The organism is Pseudomonas sp. NPDC089918 (genome assembly GCF_050280605.1).
In the GTDB taxonomy this organism is placed as follows: domain Bacteria; phylum Pseudomonadota; class Gammaproteobacteria; order Pseudomonadales; family Pseudomonadaceae; genus Aquipseudomonas.
The window spans coordinates 12,757-37,260 of record NZ_JBNNVP010000031.1; the positions used below are offsets into that span (position 1 = coordinate 12,757).

Genomic DNA, 24,504 nt, shown 5'->3' on the forward strand with positions numbered 1-24,504 from the left:
TGTGGGAGCGTGGCTTGCCCGCGATGACGGACTGATAGGCAACACCGATCTCGAGGCCGCTCGGGTTATCATGCCGCCCTTATCCCCGCCTCGACCCTAGACCATGACCTACAGCGTTTCCCCCATCGGCTTCGTGCGCTCCTGCTTCAAGGAGAAGTTCGCCATTCCGCGCCAACCGCAACTGGCCCCGGCCGCTCGAGGCGTGCTGGAACTGGTGGCGCCGTTCGATCAGGGTGATGCGGTGCAGGGGCTGGAACAGGTCAGTCATGTCTGGCTGCTGTTCCTGTTCCATCAGGCCCTGGAAGAAAAACCACGCCTGAAAGTCCGCCCTCCCCGCCTGGGCGGCAACAAATCCATGGGCGTATTTGCCACTCGGGCGACACATCGACCCAATGGCATCGGTCAATCGGTGGTCAAACTGGACAAAGTCGAAGCCAATCGGCTGTGGATCTCCGGCATCGACCTACTCGACGGGACGCCGGTGCTCGACATCAAACCCTATGTGCCTTACGCAGACATCATCGATACGGCGTCCAACAGCATCGCCAGCGCCCCGCCATCGCTGATTCCCGTGCAGTGGACAGACTCAGCACTGCAACAGGCTCACAGCCACGCTCAGCGGCTTGATGAGCCCTTGGTCGAGCTGATCGAGCAATGCCTGGCACAAGACCCACGCCCGGCGTACCAGATTCCTACGCCAGAAAGGGAATACGGAGCGCAGTTCTGGGATGTGGATGTACGCTGGCATTATCCCACGCCTGACCTGATCCGCGTCCTCGAAGTCATTCCCGTATCCAATCAGGCATAAAAAAGCCCCCATTGCCTGCACAGGCAATGGGGGCTGATCGTTCCCACGCTCCGCGTGGGAATGCATCCAGTGACGCTCTGCGTCACCCAAACAACGGCTTACTTCTCGACGAACGCACGCTCGATCAGGTAATCACCCGGCTCGCGCATCCGCGGCGAAACTTTCAGGCCGAAGCTGTTCAACACTTCGCTGGTTTCGTCGAGCATGCTCGGGCTGCCGCACAGCATGGCGCGGTCGTCCTGCGGGTTGATCGGTGGCAGACCGATGTCGCTGAACAGCTTGCCGCTGCGCATCAGGTCGGTCAGGCGGCCTTCATTCTCGAACGGCTCGCGGGTCACGGTCGGGTAGTAGATCAACTTGTCACGCAGGGCTTCGCCGAAGAACTCGTTCTGCGGCAGGTGCTCGGTGATGAACTCGCGGTAAGCGACTTCATTGACGTAACGCACGCCGTGGCACAGGATCACTTTTTCGAAACGCTCGTAGGTTTCCGGGTCCTGGATGACGCTCATGAACGGCGCCAGACCGGTACCGGTGCTGAGCAGGTACAAATGTTTGCCAGGCTTCAAGTCATCCAGCACCAAGGTGCCGGTAGGCTTCTTGCTGATGATGATCTCGTCGCCTTCCTTCAGATGCTGCAACTGGGAAGTCAGCGGGCCATCAGGCACTTTGATGCTGAAGAACTCGAGATGCTCTTCCCAATTCGGGCTGGCAATCGAGTAAGCGCGCAGAAGCGGGCGGCCGTTGGGCTGTTGCAGGCCGATCATCACGAACTGACCGTTCTCAAAGCGCAGGCCCGGATCGCGGGTGCACTTGAAGCTGAACAGAGTGTCGTTCCAGTGGTGAACACTGAGGACACGCTCGTGGTTCATGTTGCTCATGTACGTGGGACTCCTGGAGATTTGCCTGCGCCGATGATGTGCGCAATTGCAGCGCATTCTAATGGCAGCGACAATATCTGTTAACTGGATTATTAAGATAAGGGTTATCGGTTATATCGATATGCGATTTACTCTCCGTCAACTTCAAGTATTCGTCGCCGTCGCCCAGCAGGAAAGCGTATCCCGTGCTGCATTAACGCTCAACCTCTCGCAATCGGCGGCCAGCACCTCGATCACCGAGCTAGAGCGTCAGTGCAGCTGCCAACTGTTCGATCGCGCCGGCAAACGGCTGAGCCTCAACGCCCTCGGCAAACAACTGTTGCCGCAGGCGGTGGCCCTGCTCGATCAGGCCAAGGAGATCGAAGACTTGCTCAACGGCAAGTCCGGTTTCGGCTCCCTGGCGGTCGGCGCGACCCTGACCATCGGCAATTACCTCGCCACCCTGCTGATCGGCAGCTTCATGCAACGTCATCCGGAAAGCCAGGTGAAACTGCATGTGCAGAACACTGCCAACATCGTGCAACAGGTCGCGCATTATGAAATTGATCTGGGTCTAATCGAAGGCGACTGCAGCCATCCGGACATCGAAGTGCAGAGTTGGGTCGAAGATGAGCTGGTGGTGTTCTGCGCGCCCCAGCATCCGCTGGCCAAACGTGGCATCGCGACCATGGAGGAGCTGAGTCATGAGGCGTGGATTCTCCGCGAACAAGGCTCGGGCACACGGCTGACGTTCGACCAGGCCATGCGACACCATCGCAGCGCGCTGAACATTCGCCTGGAGCTGGAACACACCGAAGCGATCAAGCGCGCGGTGGAATCAGGTTTGGGGATTGGCTGCATTTCGCGCCTGGCGCTGCGCGATGCGTTCCGCCGCGGCAGCCTGGTGCCAGTGGAAACACCGGATCTGGACCTGGCGCGACAGTTCTATTTCATCTGGCACAAACAAAAATATCAAACATCGGCGATGCGCGAATTCCTCGAACTGTGCCGCGCGTTCACCGCCGGGGTTCAGCGCAGCGACGAGATCGTTCTGCCCACCATCGCTTAAAGCAGAATCACCGCCCACACTAGCGCGATCATGCTCAACGCCACGAATTGAGCAGCGCTGCCCATGTCCTTGGCGTTCTTGGACAGTGGATGCAACTCAAGGGAAATGCGGTCGATGGCCGCTTCCACCGCCGAATTGAGCAACTCGACGATCAAGGCTAACAGGCAGACCGCAATCAGCAGCGCCTGCTCGACACGGCTGACGTTGAGGAAGAATGACAACGGAATCAGGATGGCATTAAGCAACACCAACTGCCGGAAGGCCGCTTCACCGGTGAAGGCCGCGCGCAGGCCGTCCAGGGAGTAACCAGAGGCGTTGAGGATGCGTTTGAGGCCGGTCTGGCCTTTGAAAGGTGACATAGAGTAGGCAACTGACCAAAAAGGAGTGGGAAAGCTAGATTAAGCAAAGTCAAAAAAGCGTGAACACATAGCTCCTTAGTTGCTCGAAATTGACTCAAGTTGTTGCAAGAGCAGCGCTGCCTGAGTCCGGGTCCGCACATTCAGCTTACGGAAAATGGCCGTGACGTGGGCCTTGATCGTCGCTTCGGAAACGCTCAACTCGTAAGCAATCTGCTTGTTCAGCAAACCTTCACAGACCATGGTCAATACCCGGAACTGCTGGGGTGTCAGGCTGGCAAGGCCCTCGCTGGCGGCTTTGGCTTCGGCGGAAACGCTCACCGCTTCAAAGGCCTGTGGCGGCCAGAAAACGTCGCCATCCAGCACCGCGCGTACGGCTTTCTGAATGACACTCAAATCACTGGACTTGGGAATGAAACCGCTGGCGCCGAATTCACGGGATTTCACCATGATCGACGCTTCTTCCTGAGCCGACACCATCACCACCGGAATCTGCGGGTACTGCCCACGCAACAGCACCAACCCGGAAAAACCGTAAGCCCCCGGCATGTTCAGGTCCAGCAATACCAGATCCCAGTCGGCCTTTTCGTCCAGACGGGTTTCCAGCTCGGCAATGCTCGCCACTTCCACCAGACGGACATCCGGGCCCAGGCCCAGGGTCAACGCTTGATGCAGGGCGCTACGAAAAAGAGGGTGGTCATCGGCAATCAGGATTTCGTATGTGGCCATTTTTCAAATGATCCTGTTTTTTTATGGGACGCCTGATGCATTCAGGCCTCGCCAAAACAACTCGAGGTGCAGCCACGCAGCAGCACCAACAGGGCACGTTCAACGCCAATTACGTAAAAAAAGCAGCGTTTCAAACCTTGGCCGCGCCCTAATCGGCGCCAAGCATGCCCAGCGAAACCGGGGTGGTCAAGTTGCGTGGCCCTGCCAGCGAGCCTGGTTCCTTGCAGTATGGGCGATGCTCAGCAGATCACGGGCGCCGCGTGCTGTACAAAGGGCATCAGCTCGGCATGGGCCGGTGTTGCAACATTCATATCCAGCTGATGTTTAGCGTCCAGATAATGCTGGCTGAACACATCAAAATAAGCGTCCAGCGCCGAAGCAGCGTCTGTATCACCGGCAAGATCGAGGCACAGCGCCGCCACTTCGGCCGTGCACAGGTGCTCGCTGCGAGTGGACCTGCGCAATCGGTATCGTGAAAGTTTCTCAGGAAGCAGGCTCAGAATCGGGAACGCATCAAAATAGGGGCTTTTGCGGAAAATCTTCCGGGCTTCGGTCCAGGTGGCGTCCAGCAGAATGAACAATGGGCGCTTGATGCTATCAACCTCGACGCTGTGGGTAACTCGCTCGGGCTCGACGTATTCGCCAGGAAACACCAGATAGGGTTGCCATTGCGGGTCGGCCAACAGCGCCAGCAGTTGTTCATCGACTTCCGTGCGCGACCAGATGAATGCATGGTTGTCGCGCACCACATCGGCAATCAGCCAACCGGTGTTGCTTGGCTTGAACACTTCTTTATTGGTCATGATCAGGCACACGCCGCTACGGGTGTCGACCTGTGGGCGCCAGGCGCATAGGCAGTGACTCTCGATCACACGGCAGGCACGGCAACGGGTTGCGCGCCAGCCACGGGCCTGAATCGGCTTGATGCCCTCTTCCTCTCGCTGATCGCGCAAGCGGGCTACGGCGTTGGGGGCGTGGTTCATCGTTGGCAACACCGGCAGACAGGAAAACTCGACACAAACGGCACTCGGCAAGGCAATAAAGGCCAGCAGTTTACCAGAGCGGCCAGCGCAAGCCTGTACCGTCCAGGCGGGCTCCCCTATAATTCGCCGCCACTGAACGCACAGTCACGTGGCTGGTCGAACCACCAGTCACTGAACCAGGAGAGTTTCATGCTGCGCCTTATCGTTCCCACCGCTGCCATTCTGCTGGCGTCGTCCTTCAACGCTCAGGCTGCGTCCTTGAGTGAGCAGAATCTCAACAGAGAGCTGCGAAACGTCGCCGTACAAAGCAGTGTCGGCACGCCACGGGCGATCAACGAAGACATTCTTGATCAGGGTTATACCGTCGAAGGCAATCAGCTGATCAATCATCTGAGCGTTCAGAGCAGCCACGCCGACAAAATGCGCGCTGATCCGAAAGCCGTGTACTTCCAGCTTGGCGCCTCCGTCTGCAGAAACGACGGGTTCCGCAAGCTGATGGCCAAGGGGGCGGTCATGCGTTATGACTTCACCGAAGTGAAAACCAATCGCCCGGTCGGCTCTGCAAGCTTCCAGGAATCGGATTGCCCGAAAGCCACACCGGCCAAGAAAAAGTAATCAACGGGAATTGGCGCGCCGCTGTTCATCCTCGGCGCGCAATTCTGCCAACAACGCCTGCAAGTAGCGCGAACGTCGCTCCCCGCCCTCCAGACGCCGGCAGCACTCCTCCTCGAGACTCAAATGATTGGTCTCGGCCGATAATTTCAGCAATCGATACAGTTGCGCATCGATCTCCAGAGTGACTCTGGGCATGGTTTCCCGCCTCCCTGCACGCATTGATCGTCGTTGATCACGCGAAAAATCCCTGAATTGCTTGAACGTTGCGTCCTGCCATTGACGCAAAGTTGTCGTGTCACGCCTGTAACTTAGTAAATCAGAGCGCAGGACATACGGCTTGCGTTCAGACGAGCGGTGAAAGCACCTTGCAAATCGTCAATAAGCGGTTGCCAGGAAAGACTTTGCGGCGCAATGATCAAGCAGCAAAAATCGTCGCGAGGGTCTAAATTCAAAGTGTTCATGTGGTTTTTTTCAGGGCAGAAAAGGGGCTGCCCATTGCGTGTCTTATTGTGCGAACGTTTCTTTCATTCAAGGGATAAGCAGAGCCCGTATGGATGGCTCGATTGCAAACGAGTCAGGTGGAGCGCCCAGGCAAGGGCTTGGGCAGACAGCGACACAAGGGGTGTCGCGGCGCCGACGATTGTTTTGTCGGGCCAAGGGTTCTGTGCAGAAGGAGAAGTTGAATGCCTTACCAACCGAATGACCTCCTGAGCCGTCATTTTCAAGAAAGCGGCCACGACCTCACCAGCAAGGTCGAAGAACAACTCAACCTGGTTTCACCCAACAGCCCCAACATCCCGATTTACCGCGACATGATCCTGACTGTGCTGCGCATGGCCCAGGAAGATCACAACCGCTGGAATGCCAAGATCACCCTGCAAGCCTTGCGCGAACTCGAACATGCCTTCCGTGTGATGGAGCAGTTCAAAGGACGACGCAAAGTCACTGTTTTCGGCTCGGCCCGCACGCCGATAGAACACCCACTGTATGGTTTGGCCCGAGAGCTTGGCGCCGCTCTGGCGCGCTCGGACATGATGGTCATCACCGGTGCCGGCGGCGGCATCATGGCGGCGGCTCATGAAGGTGCCGGCCTGGAACACAGCCTGGGATTCAATATCACCTTGCCCTTCGAGCAACATGCCAATCCCACGGTCAATGGCACCGGGAATCTACTGCCCTTCCACTTTTTCTTTACCCGCAAACTGTTCTTCGTCAAGGAGGCCGATGCGCTGGTCCTGTGCCCAGGCGGTTTCGGTACGCTGGATGAAGCGCTGGAAGTGCTGACCCTGATCCAGACCGGCAAAAGCCCATTGGTGCCCGTGGTGCTACTGGATGCGCCGGGCGGCAAGTTCTGGCAAGGCGCGCTGGACTTCATTCATCAGCAACTGGAGGAAAATCGCTACATCCTGCCAACCGATATGAAACTGTTGAGCCTGGTCTACAGTGCCGAAGAGGCAGTGGAGCAGATCAATCAGTTCTACAGCAACTTCCACTCCAGCCGCTGGCTCAAGCATCAGTTCGTGATTCGCATGAACCACAAACTCAGCGACCGGGCGCTCGAACACATGCAGGAGGCATTCGCTGACCTGTGCCTGAGTGACCATTTCCATCAGCACGCCTACAGCGGTGAGGAGCACGACGAAGCACAGTTCAGCCATCTGGCGCGACTGGCCTTCACCTTCAACGCCCGTGATCATGGCCGTCTGCGGGATCTAGTGGACTACATCAACCTGCCGGAAAACTGGGCCCAGTCCAAACCCCAGGCGCAACAACGCACACGGGAACCGTCCAAGGTAACGTGAGGCAAAAAAAACGGCCCGCTATCGAAATAGCGAGCCGTTCATTCAATCGTCCATCCCTCGGCCGCTGAACAAGCGGCTGATCATTTCCATGGAATATCCCCGATAACTCAGGAACCTGCCCTGTTTGGCACGTTCCCGGGCGTCTATCGGCAAGTGCCCGGAGAATTTTCGCCGCCAGGTGTCTTCCAGTTGTTCCTGCCAGTTGATACCGCTCTCGCGCAAGGCGAGTTCGATATCGGTACGTTGCAGACCGCGCTGGCTCAACTCTTCACGAATTCGCAAAGGGCCATAACCTGAACGGGCGCGGTAGGAAACGAAGCTCTCGAGGTAACGGGACTCGGACAACAGGCCCTCTTCCGTCAAACGGTCGAGTGCTGTGTCGATCATTTCAGGGAGGGCGCCGCGCTGACGCAGTTTACGCGTCAGCTCGACTCGACCGTGCTCGCGTCGCGCGAGCAGGTCCATTGCGGTTCGCCGCACCGCGACGAGTGTATCGAGTACGGCGGTCATCGGATCAATCAGATATCAGCGTCAGCCAGGTCATCAGCCGTCTCTTTGACTGGCGATGCTTTAACGTCCGGCGCTGGAGTCAGCAACTTGTCACGCAGTTGCTTCTCAAGTTTTGCGGCGATCTCCGGGTTGTCCGCCAGGAACTTGGCCGAGTTAGCCTTGCCCTGACCAATCTTGGTGCCTTCGTAGGCATACCATGCACCGGATTTTTCGACGAAACCGTGCAGAACACCCAGGTCGATCATCTCACCGTTGAGGTAGATGCCCTTGCCGTAAAGAATCTGGAACTCGGCCTGACGGAACGGCGAAGCCACCTTGTTCTTCACAACCTTGACGCGGGTTTCGCTACCGACGACTTCATCACCTTCTTTCACCGCGCCAGTACGGCGGATGTCCAGACGAACCGAAGCGTAGAACTTCAGCGCGTTACCACCGGTAGTGGTTTCCGGGCTGCCGAACATCACGCCGATTTTCATACGGATCTGGTTGATGAAGATCACCAGGCAGTTGGCGTTCTTGATGTTACCGGTGATTTTACGCAGCGCCTGGGACATCAGACGGGCTTGCAGGCCCACGTGCATGTCGCCCATTTCGCCTTCGATTTCAGCCTTTGGCACCAGAGCGGCCACGGAGTCGACGATGATCACGTCTACCGCGTTGGAACGCACCAGCATGTCGGTGATTTCCAGGGCCTGCTCGCCGGTGTCCGGCTGGGAAACCAGCAGGTCGTCGACGTTGACGCCCAGTTTGCCGGCGTACTCAGGGTCGAGGGCGTGTTCGGCGTCGACGAATGCGCAGGTCGCGCCGGCTTTTTGAGCCTGGGCGATCACCGACAGTGTCAGGGTGGTTTTACCGGAGGATTCAGGACCGTAGATCTCAACGATACGGCCTTTTGGCAGACCGCCAATGCCGAGCGCGATATCCAGACCCAGAGAGCCAGTGGAAATAGCCGGGATCGCCTGACGGTCCTGATCGCCCATACGCATTACGGCACCCTTGCCGAATTGACGTTCGATCTGACCCAGGGCCGCAGCCAAGGCTTTCTTCTTGTTGTCGTCCATTAAAGTCCTCACGTAATCAATAAGGCCTGACGGCCAACACCTGTATAAGTAGCCAGTATTATTCCACAGCGTTTCAGGATCGCCTACCCCTGATTTGAGATTTCTCCAGCGGCATGGCGCAGCAGCCCCTCTAGCGCGGCCTTCACCGTTTGTCGGCGGACCTCGTCACGGTTACCGGCAAAGTACTGCACCTCGCTGAACACCTGCTCACCCACGCCCCAGGCCAGCCACACCGTGCCCACGGGCTTGCTCGGCGAACCGCCATCCGGCCCGGCCACACCGCTGACCGCCACGGCAAAACGCGCCCGGCTTTTTTCCTGCGCGCCGCGGACCATGGCCTCGACCACCTCGCGACTGACCGCCCCGACAGTTGGAAACAACTCGGCCGGGACATCCAGTTGCTGGGTTTTCTGGCGGTTGGAGTAGGTGACATAACCGGCCTCGAACCACGCCGAACTCCCCGGAATACGGGTGATCGCCTCGGCAATCCCGCCACCGGTACAGGATTCGGCGGTGGTGACGTGGGCATTGAGAACCTGCAAGCGTCTGCCAAGTTCAGCGGCCAGCTGAGTGATATCTTTCACGGCTCTCTCCTGATCGAGCGGAATGAGGCCTACCGTACACGAGCCGATCACGCTTGCAAGGTTCAGGATCGATCAAAATGTTAGCGAACGAGGGCTCTGACATAGGCCTGACACGCCTGCAGGGCAATCAGCCCGCTATCGCCTGCGTCGGTGATGGCGATAATTCGTTGAGCATGCGCCGGGTCAAGTCGGGCTCGCGGGGGGCCATGATCCACGCCGCCGGCGCTGGAGGCGGCTGACATTGCACAGGTTGCGGCAGCGTCATGGGCATCGAGGAGGACTGACAAGCGCACATCAGCAGTGGCAAGACGATCGCGCAAGCGACCTTGATCACGTTCGGCATCGCTAAGCGCTCGATAATGGGTTTGCTCACTGGCCGAAAGCCGCTGCTCCAGGGCCAGATACTTGTTCTGCTCGGCCTGTTGCTGGGTAGCGGCGGCCAGAGTCAGTTGATTGAGGGTTTTGGCGTGCAGCCTGGCCTGCTCCGCCAGTTGCCGGCCGTAGCGCCAATCCTGAAGCTGCCAGGCCAGTGCCGCCGAACAACCGGCCAACACCAGCAGACCGATCAGTCGCCAGCCGATCAGACCGAAGGCTGGCATAACACCGCCCTCGCCCGCGCCCAGATTTCCAGACGACCCTGCAAGCCGTTTAACCCACCGTTGATACCGCGGGTGATGCTGTTGAACTGGTCGCGGTCGGCCAACTCATTCAAACCATTTTGCTCCCAAAACCATGCCGCTGATTCGGTGGCCCATTGGGGCTGTTCCAGCAATTCAGGCAGAGACAGCAGACGTTCATCGCCGAACAGACCGAGGCTGCACTGCCGGTAGTTGTTGCGACCGGTGATCTGGATCAGCCCTCGGCCACGGTACTTTTGACCGTCGCCGTCGGGCTCTGGAGTGTTGCCCAAGCGGGCGGCCAGGGTGCCGGTGTCGTATTTGCCCAGGTATTGAGTGCTGCCCAGTTCACGTACGTACTGTAATTGCCCCGATTCGTGACCGACTTGCGCGAGGAAGGCGGCGATGCGTTTGGGGGTGTTGATGTTGCGGTGAGACATGGCGGTGTTCAGGGCAGAAATGAAAACGCCCGCTTGGTGGCGGGCGTTGGGCATAACGATCTGTAGTTGTTGCTGCGTAACGCTCATAGAACCCCAATCAGATAATCCGTTTAAGAAAACCAAAAACACTTTGCTCTGTTCCCTTGCTTCCCTGAAGCGATTCCATCGGCAAAGGCTCACCTCCCGATGAAACCCAGTCCAGATAATCAAGCCAGTCTCGATTATCCGGATCTTGAGGAATAAAGGCTGAGTCAGAAAGACGAAGTACGCCGTTGGCGGTTAGTTGATAGCTCATCGTGTTCGATTCCTATAGTTCAGCGTCAGCTGTCCATTCAAGCTGTAACGTTTGACCCGGCACGCTTCCGACGGCGGTAACTGTTGCAAACGACATGCTTCGATTCGTCAGGCTTTGAAGGGTCGTCCCTGTGCAGGCCCTGCCCAGCGTCAGGTTCCAGACCTGACTGCTGTTTTCTCCAGGACAAAACGCCAACACAGTTGGCTGAGCCCTTTTCTGTACCAGGAAGCCAATCGTCATTCCATATTGACCGGTATTCCCTGCCGGGATCTGAGTAAAGGTCGACAAGCACGTATTTGAACCATTACCTGCTTGCACCGGGAGCCAGGTATTAAAAGACTTTTCGTAATACCGCTGACAATTGATCAGCTCTTGGGCCGCCGTGCGATATTCAAACGGCGTCGCAATTGGCCCTTCTTCAAGCTGGACCTGCGCCAGATCAACCGTTTGCAATGCGTTCAGCGGCAAGTCGAAGGCCAGGCGCAAACAGTCACCGTTGGTGTTACCCAACATTTTTCCGGCGAGCGAGGGAACCTGGAAGGTCGTGGTATAGCGCGCCCATGAAGTTGTCAGCAGAAAATCACCGACGTTTTTTTCAACAGATTCCGAACCGCTCGGTCCGAAGTACTGGGCAATGCTTACCTTCAATGGACGTGCCGCATCGGATTTCGCCCAGAAGGACACTGTGGCGGTTTTTCCGGCCAGCGTTCTGACCGATTCAATGTTCTGGGAAATCTTGTGGATAGTAGCGCCGGCGCCGGCAGTCACTTGTTGCCACCGAAGAAAGTATCGTGGTTCATCCGGCACTTCGGTTTGCCCCAATACAAAACCCTGTCGGGAAATATTGACCCCGGCATTTCCGCTCCAGTCGCAACGAAAACGATCAGCCACGTACCCTCCCGTGTTAGGCGCTAGGTTCGCAGCACCGCGCTGCCAAATATCAAAACCACCGTTAATCAGCAGGTTTCTACGATAGACCTGAACCGGAAAATGTTGCAGGGGGTCAGGTTTCGAAAGTTGCCTGATCGCCATTGCCAGTTGATTGTTCTGATTTTCTGTCGGGGATAAACCCGCTTCGCTAATCGCGCTCAAAATCTCTTGTGTAACAGCATTCCCCCAACTTGCAGGAATTAGCGAACCCGGGGTCCCGGCGATCGGATCTTCGTCCACAAACTGTCCGTTAACCATCCCGGCGCTGGGTACGCTCTTTGGATAATCCATTTGTTTTGATTCCTGTATTACCTGATAAAGCCCAGCGCACGCATGTCAAAACGCTCAGAAATAACGCGTTGGCAGATGTATGACCGGTAGTGATATTCAGGTCGTGTCAAAGATATCCAGCCAGCCAAAGTGGCGTACCGGGTCGATGCTCGCTGAAAGGAAAGAATGACCCTTGCGGCCAATCCCGAAGTGCACGGCGATAGGCCTGCAATTCGGCGTATTGATCGGTACTCAATGTGGTGCCGCCGCCGTCCTCCAGCTCGTCCCTGTCGCGGGCGACCATACTGTCAGTGGCCGATAACTGGCTATCACGCCAAAGACGCTCGGCCTTCGCGGCTTCCTCCGGCGCAAGGGGTGGTGTATCCACAAGGACGGGATAGCCGTTATCGGCCCGCACCGAAATCATTTTCGGGGTTACAGCCAACTGTTGGAGTAACGAAATCCAATAAGCCTGAGGGATTCCTATGACATCGGAAGGGATATCCGACGCATTGATTCCTGGAACATAAACACCACAGGTACTTGCGCTAAACAAAACATTGAACGCGTTCATTCAATAGCCCTTTGCAAAATAATTCACGCTCCATCCCGCTTGCACTTGACCGGAAAAACTCCGGACTTTCAGGCGGCAGCCCTGTTTGGTCCCGGTGCCCCCAATCAGGATGACCATCGCCCCGTCGCCGCCCACGTGGGTGGCCACAAGCGAAGAAAAAGACGTCGGGAACGAGATAGGGAAAGTGATATAGACATCGCCATTGGCATCCGTGGTGCCAACGCCCCATTGTTCAATGTTGCCACTGGGATACTTTTGGTAACCGACGTTGCCGTAGACGCCGGAGAAGGACGAAGCGTACTTGTCGCTGACCGAGCCTCCATACAGGCGCCACTCGCTACCCAGTTTGATGAAGTGAGCGGAATCACCGAGGCCGAGCTTGACCGGCCCGAACGTGCCGTTACAGGTCTCGATGAGTTCGACGCCAGCCGGGTTGATGGTCAGCACGCCGTTTCCGGCGTTGATGACATGGATCGTGCTGGCATGGGCAAGTCCATTGATGGACGGCAACGTCGCCGTGATCGGCGTGGCGCTGGCAAAACTCGCCACCCCGCCCACGTTGGCCGCGGTCAGCGCAGCGCTCGCGGGAAAGACGTTGAAACCTGAAAACTGTAGACCGCTACGGGTCACAAATTCAGTGGTGGCGACCGACTGATCGCTGTCGAACTGTGGCGCAGTCACAAACAGTTTGTTACTGCGCAACGCCGTCAACAGTTGATCGTTACTCGCCTCTGACGGTTTGATACCGGCAGCTTCGATAATCTTCAACAACTCCAGCGTGACACCGTTTCCCCAGCTGGCTGGGATCAAAGAACCCGGAGTCCCAGTGATCAGGTTTTCATCGACAAACTTGCCGTCCACCAGACCGGCGCTGGGAACGCTATTGGGATAATCCACGGTATATCCTTCCGTTGGTATTTTGCAGGCAGCCGCGTGCTCGCAACACAAGACTGCACTTGCAGTTATTAATAAGTTTCAGGGCTTATACGGCCAGGACGCTGACAGGTGAAGCTGGCCAGTCAATGATCAGCGGAAAGTCCGGTTGCTGTTCAATGTTCATCAACTTGAGCGTATAGCGTTTCCACTCTTGCAGAGTGGCCAGTTGAACATTGGTGGCCTCGCCCAGTTCATAGGCGTATTGCAGCGGTGCGACGCGAATAACCACCTCACGCAGACGATTGTCTCGCTCGGCACCGGCTTGAGCGGTTTTGCCTGTTCGTTCGGCAGCCAAGTCCAGCGCCCAGTCATCATTGAGCCAAACATAGTATTCGCCGGGGCGAGGTTTGACGGTCAGATAGTCAGGCAACGGGCCCAACTCGTACCAGAATTTAAGGTCACCCGTGTCTTTGCGATACACCGGGCGGTTGCGCAAATCGATCAGTTGCGAAACGGCACCGTTACGCCAAACCCATACATAACCGGTTTCGGCGGGTGGCAGAATTTCAGGCAACTCGATCGCATTGCCCGGCAATACAACGCCCATACCAGGAATGACCGGCAACTCGACGGGACCGGTCAACTCTTGAGAACTTTCATTTAAATAGTAATAAGCCATATGCCCCTCAAATCAGTTTCAATCGACCTGGATAAGCAATGTTCCTGGGGCGAGTCATCCCCCAGTAAGTACTGCCCAGATTCTCGGTCATGGTGGCCGATACGTAGTAACAGAGACCGGTAAAGGTTGTTGGGTCAGCCCCTACTGTCGCGATGTTGGCAATCCCCTGAACCGCTGGAGCGGCGCCGTTATCACCCGTGATGTTGGTACCCATCTGCCAGGTGCCGGCTGCGCGCGCAGTATCGACACCGCGTTGTTCATCGAGAACGCGGACAAACTCACCTCGAACTTCCGGGGCGCGGAACGTCTTGATCCCATCGCCACTGCTCCAACCTCCGGCGCGGTCGACTTCTGCACGCAACATTCCGGACTGAACGGCGTGATCCCAAAGCCAGGGCCATTCGGAGCGAAGAAACTCCCTGCCGTTCAACGCGCCATAACCGCCGGGACTGAACGCGGTTGTCGTCTCAAGAACAATCCTTCCCAATGGCGTTGCATCGAAGCGCCCGACGGGCCACCAATTGCTCGCTCCATCGCTTCGTAAGTGCCACCAATCACCCGCCCCCATCAAAACCAGAAACGGGTATCCGTTTGGCGACAAATGAGTGTGGAACTTGATTCGATCATTACCCGAGGCCTGTACTACCAAGCGGTTAACACTGTTGTCAGTCCGTCGAACAACGACATCCCGAACACCTGACAACGAACTCGCTGCCGGCAGGGAAACAGTCGTCTCCGTCGCACTGGCGTTAATCAGTACCAGCCCCAACTCTTCTGGCATCAACACCTTTGATGTCGATACTTCAGTCACCCGCGAAGACATGGGACTGGCCAGATTCAGGAGCGTCTTCAAGGCTGCCAACAATTGATCGTTAACACCCTCGGATGGCGTCATTCCGGCCGCTGTAATAACAGCCAGAAGCTCTTCGGTCACACTGTTTCCCCACACCGCCGGAATCAACGATCCCGGCGTCCCGGCGACGGGGTTTTCATCGACGAACTGGCCATTGACCAGTCCGACGCTGGGGACGCTTTTTGGATAATCCATACGTCTTTTGTTCCTCTGAAATAACAAATGAACCGTATCGATGCGGTTGTCGGTGCACCCTCATCCACGATTTTTTCTGGAAATAAAAAAGCCCACATTGAAGTGGGCTTAGGTCAAGCAGAACGAAGGGCTAGCGGCTAGTCGGCCTGACCGCTGGCGAGTTCTCGAATGGCCAGCAAGGCCTCATCGCCAACGCTACGGGCCAGATCGATCTTGCCCTTGGCCACGTGCGCGCGGATTTGTGTCTTGGCCTTGAGGCGCAATGTGCGCAGGGTCAACAGGTTGTCGCTCAGCTGTGCAGCTTTGCTCAGGATCTGCTCGGCGGCTTGTTTGGCCGTCCGGCCTTTAACGACCCATGCGGAGACGGCCAGCGGCACGTCTTTTTTCGGGTAACCCGCATCCTGAAAAGCTTGGGCGTCGACGGCGGCCTGGGCGTATTCCATGGCTTTGAGAGGATCACCGGCCAGAGCAGTGCGCGCGCTGTCTGCGGCAGCATCGACTTTGGCGCACAGGCGTTCGGTTTCATGTTGTTCCAGCAGGGCGACTTTCGCGGCATCAACCACCCATTTTTCACCGTCCCAATCATGGGCTGCAGAAGGCTGCGCAGGACGTAGTCCGTCCTCGAACTGATGAAGCTCTTGAATAACATTCATCGAATCAACTCCCAAGAAAGACTGACATTGACTGCCGCCGAGAAGTTGACCGCGATTCCAGTGGCGTAATCAGACACGGGGTGGTTTTTGATCCCCATACTGAACAGCAATTCATCGCTGACGGCGCTGGTCGAACCGAGCATGTGTTCGGCCTGATAGGACTGCCACAACGAGCGCAATTGCAAATGGTCGAAACTGGCGGTCAGGGTCGTGACCGTGGCGTCGTTGACAAAGTTATTGGTAAAGATCACGCACGGCATCGGGTTCGTCCAACCACCATCGTGATTGGAGCTTGTGGTCAGCGCCGGTGAGAGAAAGCAGTAGTTGCCGCCAACCCAACCCGTTGGCGCAAACGACACCCCAGTGATCTCGGTCGCCGAAGGCGTCGGGTTCCCCACCACCAGACGTGCCGCCCGGGCATGAGGATCCAGAGGCAGGTAAACCACACCGCTGCCGTTGACGGTTTGCGTCCACGCCAATCGGTTACGGTTGTAGATCGGCCTGACGACCGGAACGGACCCCGGTGCTCCCGTCATCACCCAGGCAATGCAGATGTCCAGCGGCGTGGATTGAAAACCGCCCCCCGCTCCGCCATTGACAGCGCCCTTCAGACCTTCGGGCGCGACGTCATAGATTGTTCCTCGTTGCATGTAGAACGTCAGCGCACCACCGATCACCTGCGCCCGCAGGAAGTAGCTGGAGGTCGCCAACAAATCACTGCTCCACGCTTGGGTGGTAAACGTCCGCGCCCTGCCCAACTGTCCCGCGACGACTTCCTGTCCAATGCTGACCAATACCCCCGCCGGAATCGACACCCGGCCGCCGCTGGTCGAAACTGCCGCCGGGGTTACCGCCAAACGCCCATCCGCCGTAGCCACCGTGGCCGACGGCAACGAGCCGATCGGCAATGCCGAATCCAGATTCCAACCCTTGGCGGACACGCTCTGAATTGCTTGCAGCAACTGATCGTACTTCGTCTCATCCGGCATCAAATCCCCGGCCTTGATGACGTTCACAATCTCCTGCGTAACCCCATTCCCCCAATCCGCCGGAATCAACGACCCCGGCGTCCCGGTCAGCGGGTTCTCATCCACAAACTTCCCATTCACCAGCCCGGCGCTGGGCACACTTTTCGGATAATCCATCTCTCTATTCCCTAGTCATAATTGATGTGCACCTTGGTGTGCGCCGGTGCGCTGCGGTGGATCAGGCATTCCAGTGCCGAGCCCGGGTTCACGCCGAAGCGCTCGCCCCAGTAACTGGCGCCAAAACGTCGTCCCAGCAGCAATCGCCCACCGGTGTTGAGCGTCCACATGAACTGCGCTTCCCAAGTGCCCCAGTGCGCCGCACCGAAACGCGAGCGCCCCATGCGCGGGGCTTCCAGTTCGGTGATGGTGGCGTTCGGGTAGCCCTGGCTTTTGGCGATTTCGAGGTAGTAGCCGACGGCCTGGCTACCGACCGCGAGCAGGCGGCGGCGTACTGCGAGGCGGCGGTCATCGAACAGTGGTGTGGCGCCGAGGCACGGGTCGGGCAGGTTCATCACCCGCTCCCAGTCCGGCACCAGTTCGCTGACGCCGGCCGGGTCCATTTCGTTGAGCAGGTCGGCGGCACGGGCGTCGAGGCGGGCCAGTTCCTGGGCGACGCCTTCAAGGACTTCTTCGAGTTCCGGCACCCGTTCAGGGTCCCAGGCCGGGCCGCTGGGCAGCAGGCTGCGCAATTGGGCGTGGTATTGCGCGGCGGTTCTTATGCCCCCCATACGCAACCTCCGAAGGTCAGCAGTTCGTTGGGTTCGGCTTCTACATCAGCGACGGGCGTGATGAGTGTGTGGTCGTTTTCACCGCTGGTGCTGCTGATCGCTTCACGGATGTGACTGATCAATAACTTCTGGCCAAGGTCGGCTTCGCGGTTGTGCAGGTCGCGCAGTTGCGCTTCGACGGCGGCGCGTATGGCACTGGTGTCGGGGGTCAATGTCAGGCGATACGTGACCGGCACCTGCACTGGCGGGCGCACATGTACTTCGGCGGTGACAGGGCGCAGCGGCTCGATGTAAGCCTGGACTTCGGCCAGTTGCTCTTCATTCGGCACCGGTTGCGGATCGTCGTCACGCATGATGTACAGACCGACCGTACCCGGCCCCAGAAAGCCGCCACGACACCAGGCGCGGGTCACGCCCGGGCATTCGAGCGCCCAGGTTTCATAGTCCTGGGCCGAACCGCCATGGGGGATGATGCGGTAGGAGCGAATCACGCGCGAACGTAGAGACTCCAGGCTTTCCCGCGCCACACCGCCGTTCAGTCCCGGCGCCAGAACGGTAAAGCTATTGCCGACAATGCCGGCAATCGGCTGCACCGGAATCAGCGCCATGCCAGCCTCGGCATTGCCCAGGCTGCCGGCCTCAAGCGCGGCGATGGTGGTGCTGTTGAGGCCATTGCTGGTGGTGCGCGCGGCGGTCACTTTGTAGGTGCGACCGTCGCTCGATTGCAGCAAGGTGTCGACGTCCAGCACGGCACCGGCGCTGGCGGTAAAGCTGACGCTGCCGCTGGCCGCTTGTGCGGGTTTGCGCGGCTGGTTCAGACGCAGTGCGGCGATCCGTTCCAGGGTCGATTCATCGGCCTTGTCCGGGAGGATCTGCTCGGCGATCCAGTCCAGGTAGCCATACAGGCCATAGGCGGCGCCACCGAGGGTGCGGGCCAGCACTTGCGCATCGGACTGGCGCAGCGAATCGCTGGCCAGGTCGCTTTGGGTGCGCTTGATCAGCACCGGCAGCGAAGGGGTTTCAAACGGCATAGATCACCTGCCAACTGTTATCAGGGTTGATGTCCAGGCGTTCGCCGTCGGCCAGGGTCAGGACCGTGCGCAGGTTCAGGCGCTGGGCGTCGAGGCGTTCGCTGATGATGTCGATGGCGCTGCAATGGCCGTCATCGATCAGCCATTGCAGGGCTTCGCGGGCATAGAACTCGGCGTCCATCTGGGTTTGTCGGGTCAGCTTGACCCGGCGCAACAACCACAGGCGCGAACCGATGCGGTCGTCGGCAACGGTAGGAAAAGTGTCGCCCCACCAGCCGAAACGTTCTTCGTCATCGAGGGCATCGTCATCGGCGGCGCGGCGCCAGGTGAACAGGCTGATCAGTACTGAACGGGTCAGCGCAGCGTGGAGGTTTTGGCTGATCAACATCACTGCCCTCCTGCCGGTACGCCGGTCTGGCCGTTGCCTGCTTGAACGCCGACATGCACGTGTTTGATCTGGCTGATGCCGCCGGCAATCTGGTCGCCCTGGGAGACGATCTTGCCGGTCTGGTTGATGACCGGCGTGTCGATGTTCACCGCGCTGCTGGCGCGGATATTGAGCGTGGTGGTTTCGATGTCGATGACCCGCCCGCGCTTGAAGTGAATTTTGTCGCCTTCGTCGGTGTAGATCGCCACTTCGCCAGCGGCCAGGGACTGCAGGCGATAGCGACGGTCGGCGACCACCAGCACGATGGCGTGGGAGCGATCACCGCCCAGGAACGTGGCGATACCCTCGGCACCGGCCAGCGGATTGCTGGTGAAACCGTAGGGTTCGAAGTGCTCCATGTCGTCGTTCACTTCGCCGGCGGTGAGGCGCATTTGCAGCGATTGAAGCTTGGTGGCCGAGTTGGCGAGCACGACAGTGCCGCGCGCCAGGAGGCGTGTCAGTAGGCTCATTGGGGGTCCTTCAATGATCAGGTCGGACGCAGCCGAGTGTGGGAGCGGGCTTGTGTGGCGAGGGGGCTTGTCGGAACGCCGCATCGCCCCGTTCGACTGCGAAGCAGTCGCAAAACCGGTAACTGCTTTCTAATTCATGATCGCGTTGACTGGTTTTAGGTGTGCTTCGCACCCCAACGGGGGCAAGCCCCCTCGCCACACCCGCTCCCACAGGGTCGGGTGCCGGGCTCAGGCCTTTTTGGGAGGCTCGGGATTGGCGTCGAAGGTATGCGGCGGTGCGACTTGCAGGGTGGTGACCGAGCCTTGCGCCGACAGCGAGTAGGTCACCTTCGAGATCAACATGTCGTCATCGAACCCGAGTACCGGATCCTTGACCCTGACCAGCGTGTTATGGCGCCACAAGTCGCCGTTCGACTGGCGCCAGCCTTGCACCTGGTAAGTGGTGGTCAACGCCTTGCCCACGCGGGTGGCGGCTTCCCAGTTGGCCCGTTGCAAGGCGAGATCGGGATTGATCTGCATGCCTTCGTTGATCACCGTGACCCGCCGACGTTTGTAGCTCAGGTCGGCGGACACCGATTCAACCTCGCTGACCGCTGCCCCGCTCTTCTTGTCGGTGCCCTTGTGCTGGCCGATCACCCGGTATTCGGAGAACACCTGGCTGTAATCCATCGGCGCGTTGGCCGACAGAATATTTTTGCCCAACTCCAGCGCATCGCTGGCCCGGCCACCACTGCCGGGCCGGGCCAGCACCAGCCGGCCCTGGGCATCATCGGTAGAAAACACCCGGAACAAGGTCAGCAAGCGGTCAATGGATTGAAACACCGTTTCCCCCGGCACGATGGTGTGACTGCTGAGCCGGGCGGTCTCGGGAATTTCGCTGACCACAAAGACCTTGTAGGTGATCGCCAACGCTTCGACGATGCTCAACAGCGATTGCTCATGCCATTGATTCGGTCGGTTGGTCGCGGCGCAATCCACCAGATCCTGGGTGCAGGAACTGCCTTCGATGTTCAGGCTGATCTGGTGTCCGTCATAACTGATCGGGGCCTTGAACACATACCCGGTCAGCACCAGATCCTGGCCGATGCGCACTTCACAGGCGTCACCGGGCTGGATCCGTTTGTCCACGGTCTGCCCCGGCCATTGCCAGGTGATGTTGAGTTTAAAGGTGCGGAACTGGCGCTCCAGATCCGCAGTGATTTCCACGCTTTTCCAGCCACCGTATTCCAGGCCGCCGACGGTCAGGGTGACCCGGTTATCCATGTCGTTCATGGTTCACTCCCCGGAGACTTTCACATCGTTCGGCGGCAGGAACAACGGATGGGCAACACCGTTGCGTTGAGTCACTTCCGTGACCCGCGTGGCATCGGCAAATTGCCGATAGGCCACGACGACGGCAGGCAAGCTCCCCTGAAAGGATTTACTGACCAGCCGCACGCCGGACGACGCCACCGCCTTGAGGTGCGCGTTCAAGTTCTGCTTCAGGTCATTGATGGCTTGATAGTGCGCGGGACTGGCCTTGTTCAGTGCCAGTTGGATCGCTTCGTTCAACTCCTTTTGCAACAACTGCAAATCGTCGGTGACCGGCACTTCCTGACGGGTGACCGGCTGCAGCGTCTGATGATCCAGCGACGGCTGCGACGTCAGTTTCACCGGCGTCGACGCCACTGGCATCGACGCGACCCATTGCGCCACTTTCACCAGCAGCGTGTCTTGCACCAGATCGGCCATGGCTTGCGCCGCGGCCGTGGTGTCCTTGCCGGTGGTGAGCTTCGGTGCATCGGCTTTGCGGATGGCTTCGATCTGCTGGGAAACGTTGGCAATCACGCCACGATAGCCCTCCTTCGCGAAGTCCTTGAGTTCCTGGATGTCGCCGAGCAAGCCCTTGAATTCCGCCGCCACTTCCTTGGGCAACTCCTTGACCGCTTTGACCAGCTCGCTGATCTGCCGGTACTCCTCGATCAACGGTTTGAGCTGTTCCTGGATCACTTCATAGACCCTGGTCAGGCTGTTGCGCAGATTGGCGATGCCGATCCGCGCGGCCTTGATCAGGATCATGGCCTGTTCGAAACGCGCCACCGCCGAGCCCAGCAGCGTGTCCGCCGATGACAGCAGCACCTTTTGCGTGCTGACCGTGGCCGTCGGAAATTGCAGCGGTTGATCGGGGTAGAACTTCAGGGCGAAAGTCACCAGCCCGCCGTCCTGGCGGGTCTGTATCATGTCGCATTCACCGACCTTGACTTGCATCCGCCCCAACCACGGATGGACCAGTTCACCACTGCCCTGCTCCAACGCCTTGAGCAGTTTGTCGCGCTGCTCCAGGCAGTCGGCACCGACAATGAATGCCGTCAGGTCGTGGATCTTCGCCTGCTGGCCAAGGCCCTCGAAAAACGGCTGGTCACGTTGTGGATACTCATGCAACTGGCCTTTGTGGCCGACCGGAGTTTTCGCCTGATCGACCCAAAAACCGACTCCCCGAAAGGATGCCGGCAACAAACGGTCACGCCAGTTCATTGGAACCTCCCAGAGACAGCGAGCGATAGCCGATGCGCGAATTGAGCGACAGCCCCGGTTGATTGGTTTGCGGTTGGTCGGTGCGCAGCCCGGCCGGCGCGTTTTCGAAGCGCACGGTCAGGCCGCCTTCGAGTTGCGTGCGGTTGTTGGCGGCGGTTTGCTGCACCAAGGCGTTGGAACCTTGGGCCAGGTTGTTCGGCAGCAGCGCCGTGTCATTGCTGGCACCAAAGAACGCAGGTGAGAGCTCGCCCTTGCCTTCGGCATTGGTTTTCTGTTGCGCCGCGGTCAGGCCTTCGACCTGACCGGTAACACTGGTAATGAAACCGCCAAAGCCACCGTTGAACATTTCCTTGACCGGCGCGATCAGTTCTTGCAGCTTGCCCCACCAAGTGGAGAACCATTCGGTGACCGGCTCCCAACCTGCCTTGAACATGTCCAGGGGTGACCAATCAAAGAGTCCCTTGAAGTAATCCACTGTCGGTTGCGCCAGCACTTGCAGGTTCTGCCACATCCCCGAGAAGTAATTGCTCACCGGGTCCCAGGCTGCACGAAACACTTCAGACGGCGACCAGTCGAACAGGCCTTTGAAAAAGTCCACCGTCGGTTGCGCCAGCACTTGCAGGTTCTGCCACATCCCCGAGAGGTAAATGCTCACCGGGTCCCAGGCTGCACGGAACGCCTCAGACGGCGACCAGTCGAACAGGCCTTTGAGAAAATCGACCGCCAACGCGGCCAGCGCACGAAGCACATCCCATGTCGCCGAAAAGAACGCAACCACCGGTTGCCAGGTACGGGCGACGTTGTCCAGCACGCTCCAGTCAAAGAGCTTCTTGAAAAAGCTGATCACCGGTACCGCCAAAGCCCTGAGCAAATCCCAGAGCGCGGAGAACAACCCCACCAGCGGCTGCCAATTACTGGCAACGATGACGAGCGGATGCCAGGAAAACAGCGTCTTGAAAAAATCGAAGATGGGTGCGGACAGGTTTTTTACTTCCTGCCAGAGCGAACCGAAAAAGCCACTGATCGGTGCCCACGCCTCCTTCAGCGCCTCGAGCGGCTTCCAGTTGAACAGGCTCTGGAACGCTGCAAACGTCGACTCCGCCGCCCCTTGCATCGCTTGCCAGATACCTTTGAAGAATCCCGATATCGGCTTCCAGTAAGCCACAATCAAACCCGCTGTCAGGGCAATCACTGCCGCGACGATGCCAATCGGCGAAGTCAGCAGCCCCATCACAGCAACGAGCCCCATGGCCCCAGCGGTGACCACCGTAAAGGCCACGGCTGCCGCCGCCAACCCTTCGACCAGTGAAGGGTTATTGGCGACAAATTCGCCAACGGCAGTGATCAACGGCATCAGGCCGGTGACCACACTGTTGACGGCCGGCAGCAGCGCCTGCCCCATTTTCAAGGAAATACCATCTACCGCATCGTTGAACTGCTTGAGGTTGGTCGCTGTATTACCGAGCGAGACCTCAGGCGCTTTCAGCGTCGTGGTTTTACTGGATTTTCCCTCGAGTTCATCTTCTGCCTTGATTGCCTTTTTGATGCCGCTGATGAAGGGCTCCAGCAGCCCGCCCCCATTGATGAAAGCGCCCGCATCGAGAGTGCCGAGACTGTCCTCGATGCTTTTCTTGAATGCGCCGATCCTGGCCTTGATGCCCTTGAGCTGGGTGTCCAGTTTCTGGGCGTTAATCACGACCACGGACATGTTCACCGTGGTCTGAATGTTCGTCAGGTTCATGCTTTGTTGTATGTTCGCCATCACTGCACCTGCTGCATCGCATTGATCCGTTGCGCGTGCTCCAGCGATTCGCGGAGCACATCCAGTGGCCTGGCCATCATCTGTTCGGGGTCAACCTTCCAGAACCAGGCCAGGTCATAGGCGACTGCGATCAGGTCGGTGATGGCGCCGACGCCGCACTCATGAAAAAACTCGCGACGGCCCAACTCAGCGCGTTGAGGTCAGCCAGATCCAGCTGGTTGACCGACGACGGCGGAATGCCGGCGCACACGGCGATGTATTTGGCCGCGACGTCCATGTCGAGGCTGACCTCTTCGCTCTTGTCGATCTTGTACGGCAGCGCCTTGATCGCCCGCACTTCCTGCACCGTCGGACGGCGCAGGTTGAGTTCGGTCAAGGACTCGCCGTGGGCTTCGATCGCCACTTGAAGCTTCACGGCGCTGCTCATTGCCAGGTCCCCTTGATGCCTTCGAATTTCAGTTCGATGGTGGCGTCATCGCCTTTCGATACCGGTTCTTCCACCAGATAGGCGCCGGCCAATACGTAAACTTTGCCGTTGCTGAATTCGCAGGTGACGGTCATGTCAGTGCCTGCGATCAGTTGCTTGAGCGGGAAGTCCGCGGTGTGCAGCGCCGTCACTTTGAACGACGGCGCGATATCGGTTTCCTTGTAGAAGCCCGGCACGACGGTTTCCCGTTTAACGGCCATCAAGGGCGCTTCGCAGCCGCCGTTGATGGTCAGTTGAGCGCCGTCCACTTTGACGTAGCAGGTGCCCGCAATCAGTTGACCCATGGTGTTTCTCCCTTCAA

The 24,504-nt window shown here is 58.4% G+C and carries 32 protein-coding genes; 4 read left to right on the top strand and 28 right to left on the bottom strand.

All coding sequences use genetic code 11. The features are described from left to right. The first annotated feature begins 103 nt into the window (after positions 1–103). A complete protein-coding gene (gene tsaA, locus ACQKPC_RS20765) occupies positions 104–808 on the top strand; it encodes a tRNA (N6-threonylcarbamoyladenosine(37)-N6)-methyltransferase TrmO (RefSeq protein ID WP_427626094.1) in 705 nt (234 codons plus the stop codon). A gap of 98 nt (positions 809–906) precedes the next feature. Here the strand turns inward: tsaA and fpr are convergent, their stop codons facing one another. Continuing rightward, positions 907–1,686, bottom strand: a complete 780-nt coding sequence (gene fpr / locus ACQKPC_RS20770; RefSeq protein ID WP_427626095.1) for a ferredoxin-NADP reductase — start codon at positions 1,684–1,686, stop codon at positions 907–909. 121 nt (positions 1,687–1,807) lie between these two features. Here fpr and ACQKPC_RS20775 point away from each other — a divergent pair, with 121 nt between their 5' ends. Next, positions 1,808–2,734: a LysR family transcriptional regulator gene (locus tag ACQKPC_RS20775; protein ID WP_007907288.1), complete on the top strand. Its 927-nt coding sequence runs from the start codon at positions 1,808–1,810 to the stop codon at positions 2,732–2,734. Here ACQKPC_RS20775 and ACQKPC_RS20780 read toward each other — a convergent pair. The 3 genes from ACQKPC_RS20780 to ACQKPC_RS20790 form a co-directional block, all read right to left on the bottom strand. Continuing rightward, positions 2,731–3,093 (bottom strand): diacylglycerol kinase, encoded by a 363-nt coding sequence (locus ACQKPC_RS20780; RefSeq protein ID WP_007907286.1) that lies wholly within the window; start codon positions 3,091–3,093, stop codon positions 2,731–2,733. The genes ACQKPC_RS20775 and ACQKPC_RS20780 overlap by 4 nt on opposite strands. Positions 3,094–3,168: 75 nt before the next feature. Then, positions 3,169–3,819, bottom strand: a complete 651-nt coding sequence (gene erdR / locus ACQKPC_RS20785) for a response regulator transcription factor ErdR (protein WP_007907284.1) — start codon at positions 3,817–3,819, stop codon at positions 3,169–3,171. A gap of 239 nt (positions 3,820–4,058) precedes the next feature. Next, positions 4,059–4,802 carry a tRNA-uridine aminocarboxypropyltransferase gene (locus tag ACQKPC_RS20790; RefSeq protein ID WP_427626096.1) on the bottom strand — a complete coding sequence of 248 codons (744 nt, stop codon included), beginning with the start codon at positions 4,800–4,802 and terminating at the stop codon, positions 4,059–4,061. A gap of 189 nt (positions 4,803–4,991) precedes the next feature. Here ACQKPC_RS20790 and ACQKPC_RS20795 point away from each other — a divergent pair, with 189 nt between their 5' ends. Next, positions 4,992–5,417 carry a PA3611 family quorum-sensing-regulated virulence factor gene (locus tag ACQKPC_RS20795; protein WP_008072709.1) on the top strand — a complete coding sequence of 142 codons (426 nt, stop codon included), beginning with the start codon at positions 4,992–4,994 and terminating at the stop codon, positions 5,415–5,417. On the opposite strand, the gene ACQKPC_RS20800 is transcribed toward ACQKPC_RS20795, so the two are convergent. Then, entirely contained in the window at positions 5,418–5,612 is a 195-nt protein-coding gene (locus tag ACQKPC_RS20800; RefSeq protein WP_007907277.1) for a hypothetical protein, read from the bottom strand. It lies immediately after the preceding gene. A 488-nt stretch (positions 5,613–6,100) separates the two neighbouring features. Here ACQKPC_RS20800 and ACQKPC_RS20805 point away from each other — a divergent pair, with 488 nt between their 5' ends. Then, entirely contained in the window at positions 6,101–7,219 is a 1,119-nt protein-coding gene (locus ACQKPC_RS20805) for a TIGR00730 family Rossman fold protein (protein ID WP_427626097.1), read from the top strand. A 42-nt stretch (positions 7,220–7,261) separates the two neighbouring features. Here the strand turns inward: ACQKPC_RS20805 and recX are convergent, their stop codons facing one another. The 23 genes from recX to ACQKPC_RS20920 all read right to left on the bottom strand — a co-directional run bounded on the left by recX (position 7,262) and on the right by ACQKPC_RS20920 (position 24,487). Continuing rightward, positions 7,262–7,729 (bottom strand): recombination regulator RecX, encoded by a 468-nt coding sequence (recX, locus tag ACQKPC_RS20810; RefSeq protein ID WP_008010154.1) that lies wholly within the window; start codon positions 7,727–7,729, stop codon positions 7,262–7,264. An 8-nt stretch (positions 7,730–7,737) separates the two neighbouring features. After that, positions 7,738–8,790, bottom strand: a complete 1,053-nt coding sequence (recA, locus tag ACQKPC_RS20815; protein WP_007907270.1) for a recombinase RecA — start codon at positions 8,788–8,790, stop codon at positions 7,738–7,740. Between the two features lie 83 nt (positions 8,791–8,873). Continuing rightward, positions 8,874–9,374, bottom strand: a complete 501-nt coding sequence (locus tag ACQKPC_RS20820) for a CinA family protein (RefSeq protein WP_008072702.1) — start codon at positions 9,372–9,374, stop codon at positions 8,874–8,876. An 80-nt stretch (positions 9,375–9,454) separates the two neighbouring features. Continuing rightward, positions 9,455–9,973 carry a lysis protein gene (locus ACQKPC_RS20825; protein WP_427626098.1) on the bottom strand — a complete coding sequence of 173 codons (519 nt, stop codon included), beginning with the start codon at positions 9,971–9,973 and terminating at the stop codon, positions 9,455–9,457. Next, complete coding sequence (locus ACQKPC_RS20830) at positions 9,955–10,518, bottom strand: glycoside hydrolase family 19 protein (protein ID WP_427626099.1); 564 nt, start codon at positions 10,516–10,518, stop codon at positions 9,955–9,957. The genes ACQKPC_RS20825 and ACQKPC_RS20830 overlap by 19 nt, the downstream gene beginning before the upstream one ends. A gap of 10 nt (positions 10,519–10,528) precedes the next feature. After that, positions 10,529–10,726 (bottom strand): hypothetical protein, encoded by a 198-nt coding sequence (locus ACQKPC_RS20835; protein ID WP_427626100.1) that lies wholly within the window; start codon positions 10,724–10,726, stop codon positions 10,529–10,531. Between the two features lie 12 nt (positions 10,727–10,738). Then, entirely contained in the window at positions 10,739–11,947 is a 1,209-nt protein-coding gene (locus tag ACQKPC_RS20840) for a carbohydrate-binding protein CenC (protein ID WP_427626101.1), read from the bottom strand. Positions 11,948–12,053: 106 nt separating this feature from the next. Beyond that, on the bottom strand, positions 12,054–12,500 hold the full coding sequence (locus ACQKPC_RS20845; RefSeq protein WP_427626102.1) for a phage tail assembly chaperone: 447 nt from the start codon (positions 12,498–12,500) through the stop codon (positions 12,054–12,056). Beyond that, positions 12,501–13,397 carry a gp53-like domain-containing protein gene (locus ACQKPC_RS20850; RefSeq protein WP_063342661.1) on the bottom strand — a complete coding sequence of 299 codons (897 nt, stop codon included), beginning with the start codon at positions 13,395–13,397 and terminating at the stop codon, positions 12,501–12,503. 85 nt (positions 13,398–13,482) lie between these two features. Continuing rightward, positions 13,483–14,055, bottom strand: a complete 573-nt coding sequence (locus ACQKPC_RS20855; protein ID WP_063342660.1) for a tail fiber assembly protein — start codon at positions 14,053–14,055, stop codon at positions 13,483–13,485. 7 nt (positions 14,056–14,062) lie between these two features. Beyond that, positions 14,063–15,103, bottom strand: a complete 1,041-nt coding sequence (locus ACQKPC_RS20860) for a phage tail protein (protein WP_427626103.1) — start codon at positions 15,101–15,103, stop codon at positions 14,063–14,065. A 137-nt stretch (positions 15,104–15,240) separates the two neighbouring features. After that, entirely contained in the window at positions 15,241–15,756 is a 516-nt protein-coding gene (locus ACQKPC_RS20865) for a phage tail protein (RefSeq protein WP_427626104.1), read from the bottom strand. Continuing rightward, positions 15,753–16,901, bottom strand: a complete 1,149-nt coding sequence (locus ACQKPC_RS20870) for a hypothetical protein (RefSeq protein WP_063342657.1) — start codon at positions 16,899–16,901, stop codon at positions 15,753–15,755. The genes ACQKPC_RS20865 and ACQKPC_RS20870 overlap by 4 nt, the downstream gene beginning before the upstream one ends. Positions 16,902–16,912: 11 nt before the next feature. After that, positions 16,913–17,512: a YmfQ family protein gene (locus ACQKPC_RS20875; protein WP_007907236.1), complete on the bottom strand. Its 600-nt coding sequence runs from the start codon at positions 17,510–17,512 to the stop codon at positions 16,913–16,915. Then, the gene (locus ACQKPC_RS20880; RefSeq protein WP_427626105.1) at positions 17,500–18,543 is read right to left on the bottom strand and encodes a baseplate J/gp47 family protein; all 1,044 of its coding nucleotides are present in this window, start codon (positions 18,541–18,543) and stop codon (positions 17,500–17,502) included. The genes ACQKPC_RS20875 and ACQKPC_RS20880 overlap by 13 nt, the downstream gene beginning before the upstream one ends. Beyond that, positions 18,533–18,931, bottom strand: coding sequence for a phage GP46 family protein (locus tag ACQKPC_RS20885; protein ID WP_123719829.1), 399 nt, complete (start codon positions 18,929–18,931; stop codon positions 18,533–18,535). Before ACQKPC_RS20885 ends, ACQKPC_RS20880 begins: the two co-directional genes overlap by 11 nt. Beyond that, positions 18,931–19,440 (bottom strand): phage baseplate assembly protein V, encoded by a 510-nt coding sequence (locus ACQKPC_RS20890; protein WP_427626106.1) that lies wholly within the window; start codon positions 19,438–19,440, stop codon positions 18,931–18,933. The genes ACQKPC_RS20885 and ACQKPC_RS20890 overlap by 1 nt, the downstream gene beginning before the upstream one ends. 228 nt (positions 19,441–19,668) lie before the next feature. Further along, positions 19,669–20,712 (bottom strand): phage baseplate assembly protein, encoded by a 1,044-nt coding sequence (locus ACQKPC_RS20895; RefSeq protein WP_427626107.1) that lies wholly within the window; start codon positions 20,710–20,712, stop codon positions 19,669–19,671. A 3-nt stretch (positions 20,713–20,715) separates the two neighbouring features. Continuing rightward, positions 20,716–21,954: a DNA circularization protein gene (locus ACQKPC_RS20900; RefSeq protein ID WP_427626108.1), complete on the bottom strand. Its 1,239-nt coding sequence runs from the start codon at positions 21,952–21,954 to the stop codon at positions 20,716–20,718. Further along, on the bottom strand, positions 21,941–23,716 hold the full coding sequence (locus ACQKPC_RS20905) for a phage tail protein (protein ID WP_427626109.1): 1,776 nt from the start codon (positions 23,714–23,716) through the stop codon (positions 21,941–21,943). The genes ACQKPC_RS20900 and ACQKPC_RS20905 overlap by 14 nt, the downstream gene beginning before the upstream one ends. After that, positions 23,716–23,901, bottom strand: a complete 186-nt coding sequence (locus ACQKPC_RS20910; RefSeq protein ID WP_105340307.1) for a hypothetical protein — start codon at positions 23,899–23,901, stop codon at positions 23,716–23,718. The genes ACQKPC_RS20905 and ACQKPC_RS20910 overlap by 1 nt, the downstream gene beginning before the upstream one ends. After that, the gene (locus ACQKPC_RS20915) at positions 23,847–24,143 is read right to left on the bottom strand and encodes a phage tail assembly protein (protein ID WP_427626110.1); all 297 of its coding nucleotides are present in this window, start codon (positions 24,141–24,143) and stop codon (positions 23,847–23,849) included. Before ACQKPC_RS20915 ends, ACQKPC_RS20910 begins: the two co-directional genes overlap by 55 nt. Continuing rightward, complete coding sequence (locus ACQKPC_RS20920; RefSeq protein ID WP_007907215.1) at positions 24,140–24,487, bottom strand: phage tail tube protein; 348 nt, start codon at positions 24,485–24,487, stop codon at positions 24,140–24,142. Before ACQKPC_RS20920 ends, ACQKPC_RS20915 begins: the two co-directional genes overlap by 4 nt. Positions 24,488–24,504 lie beyond the last annotated feature (17 nt).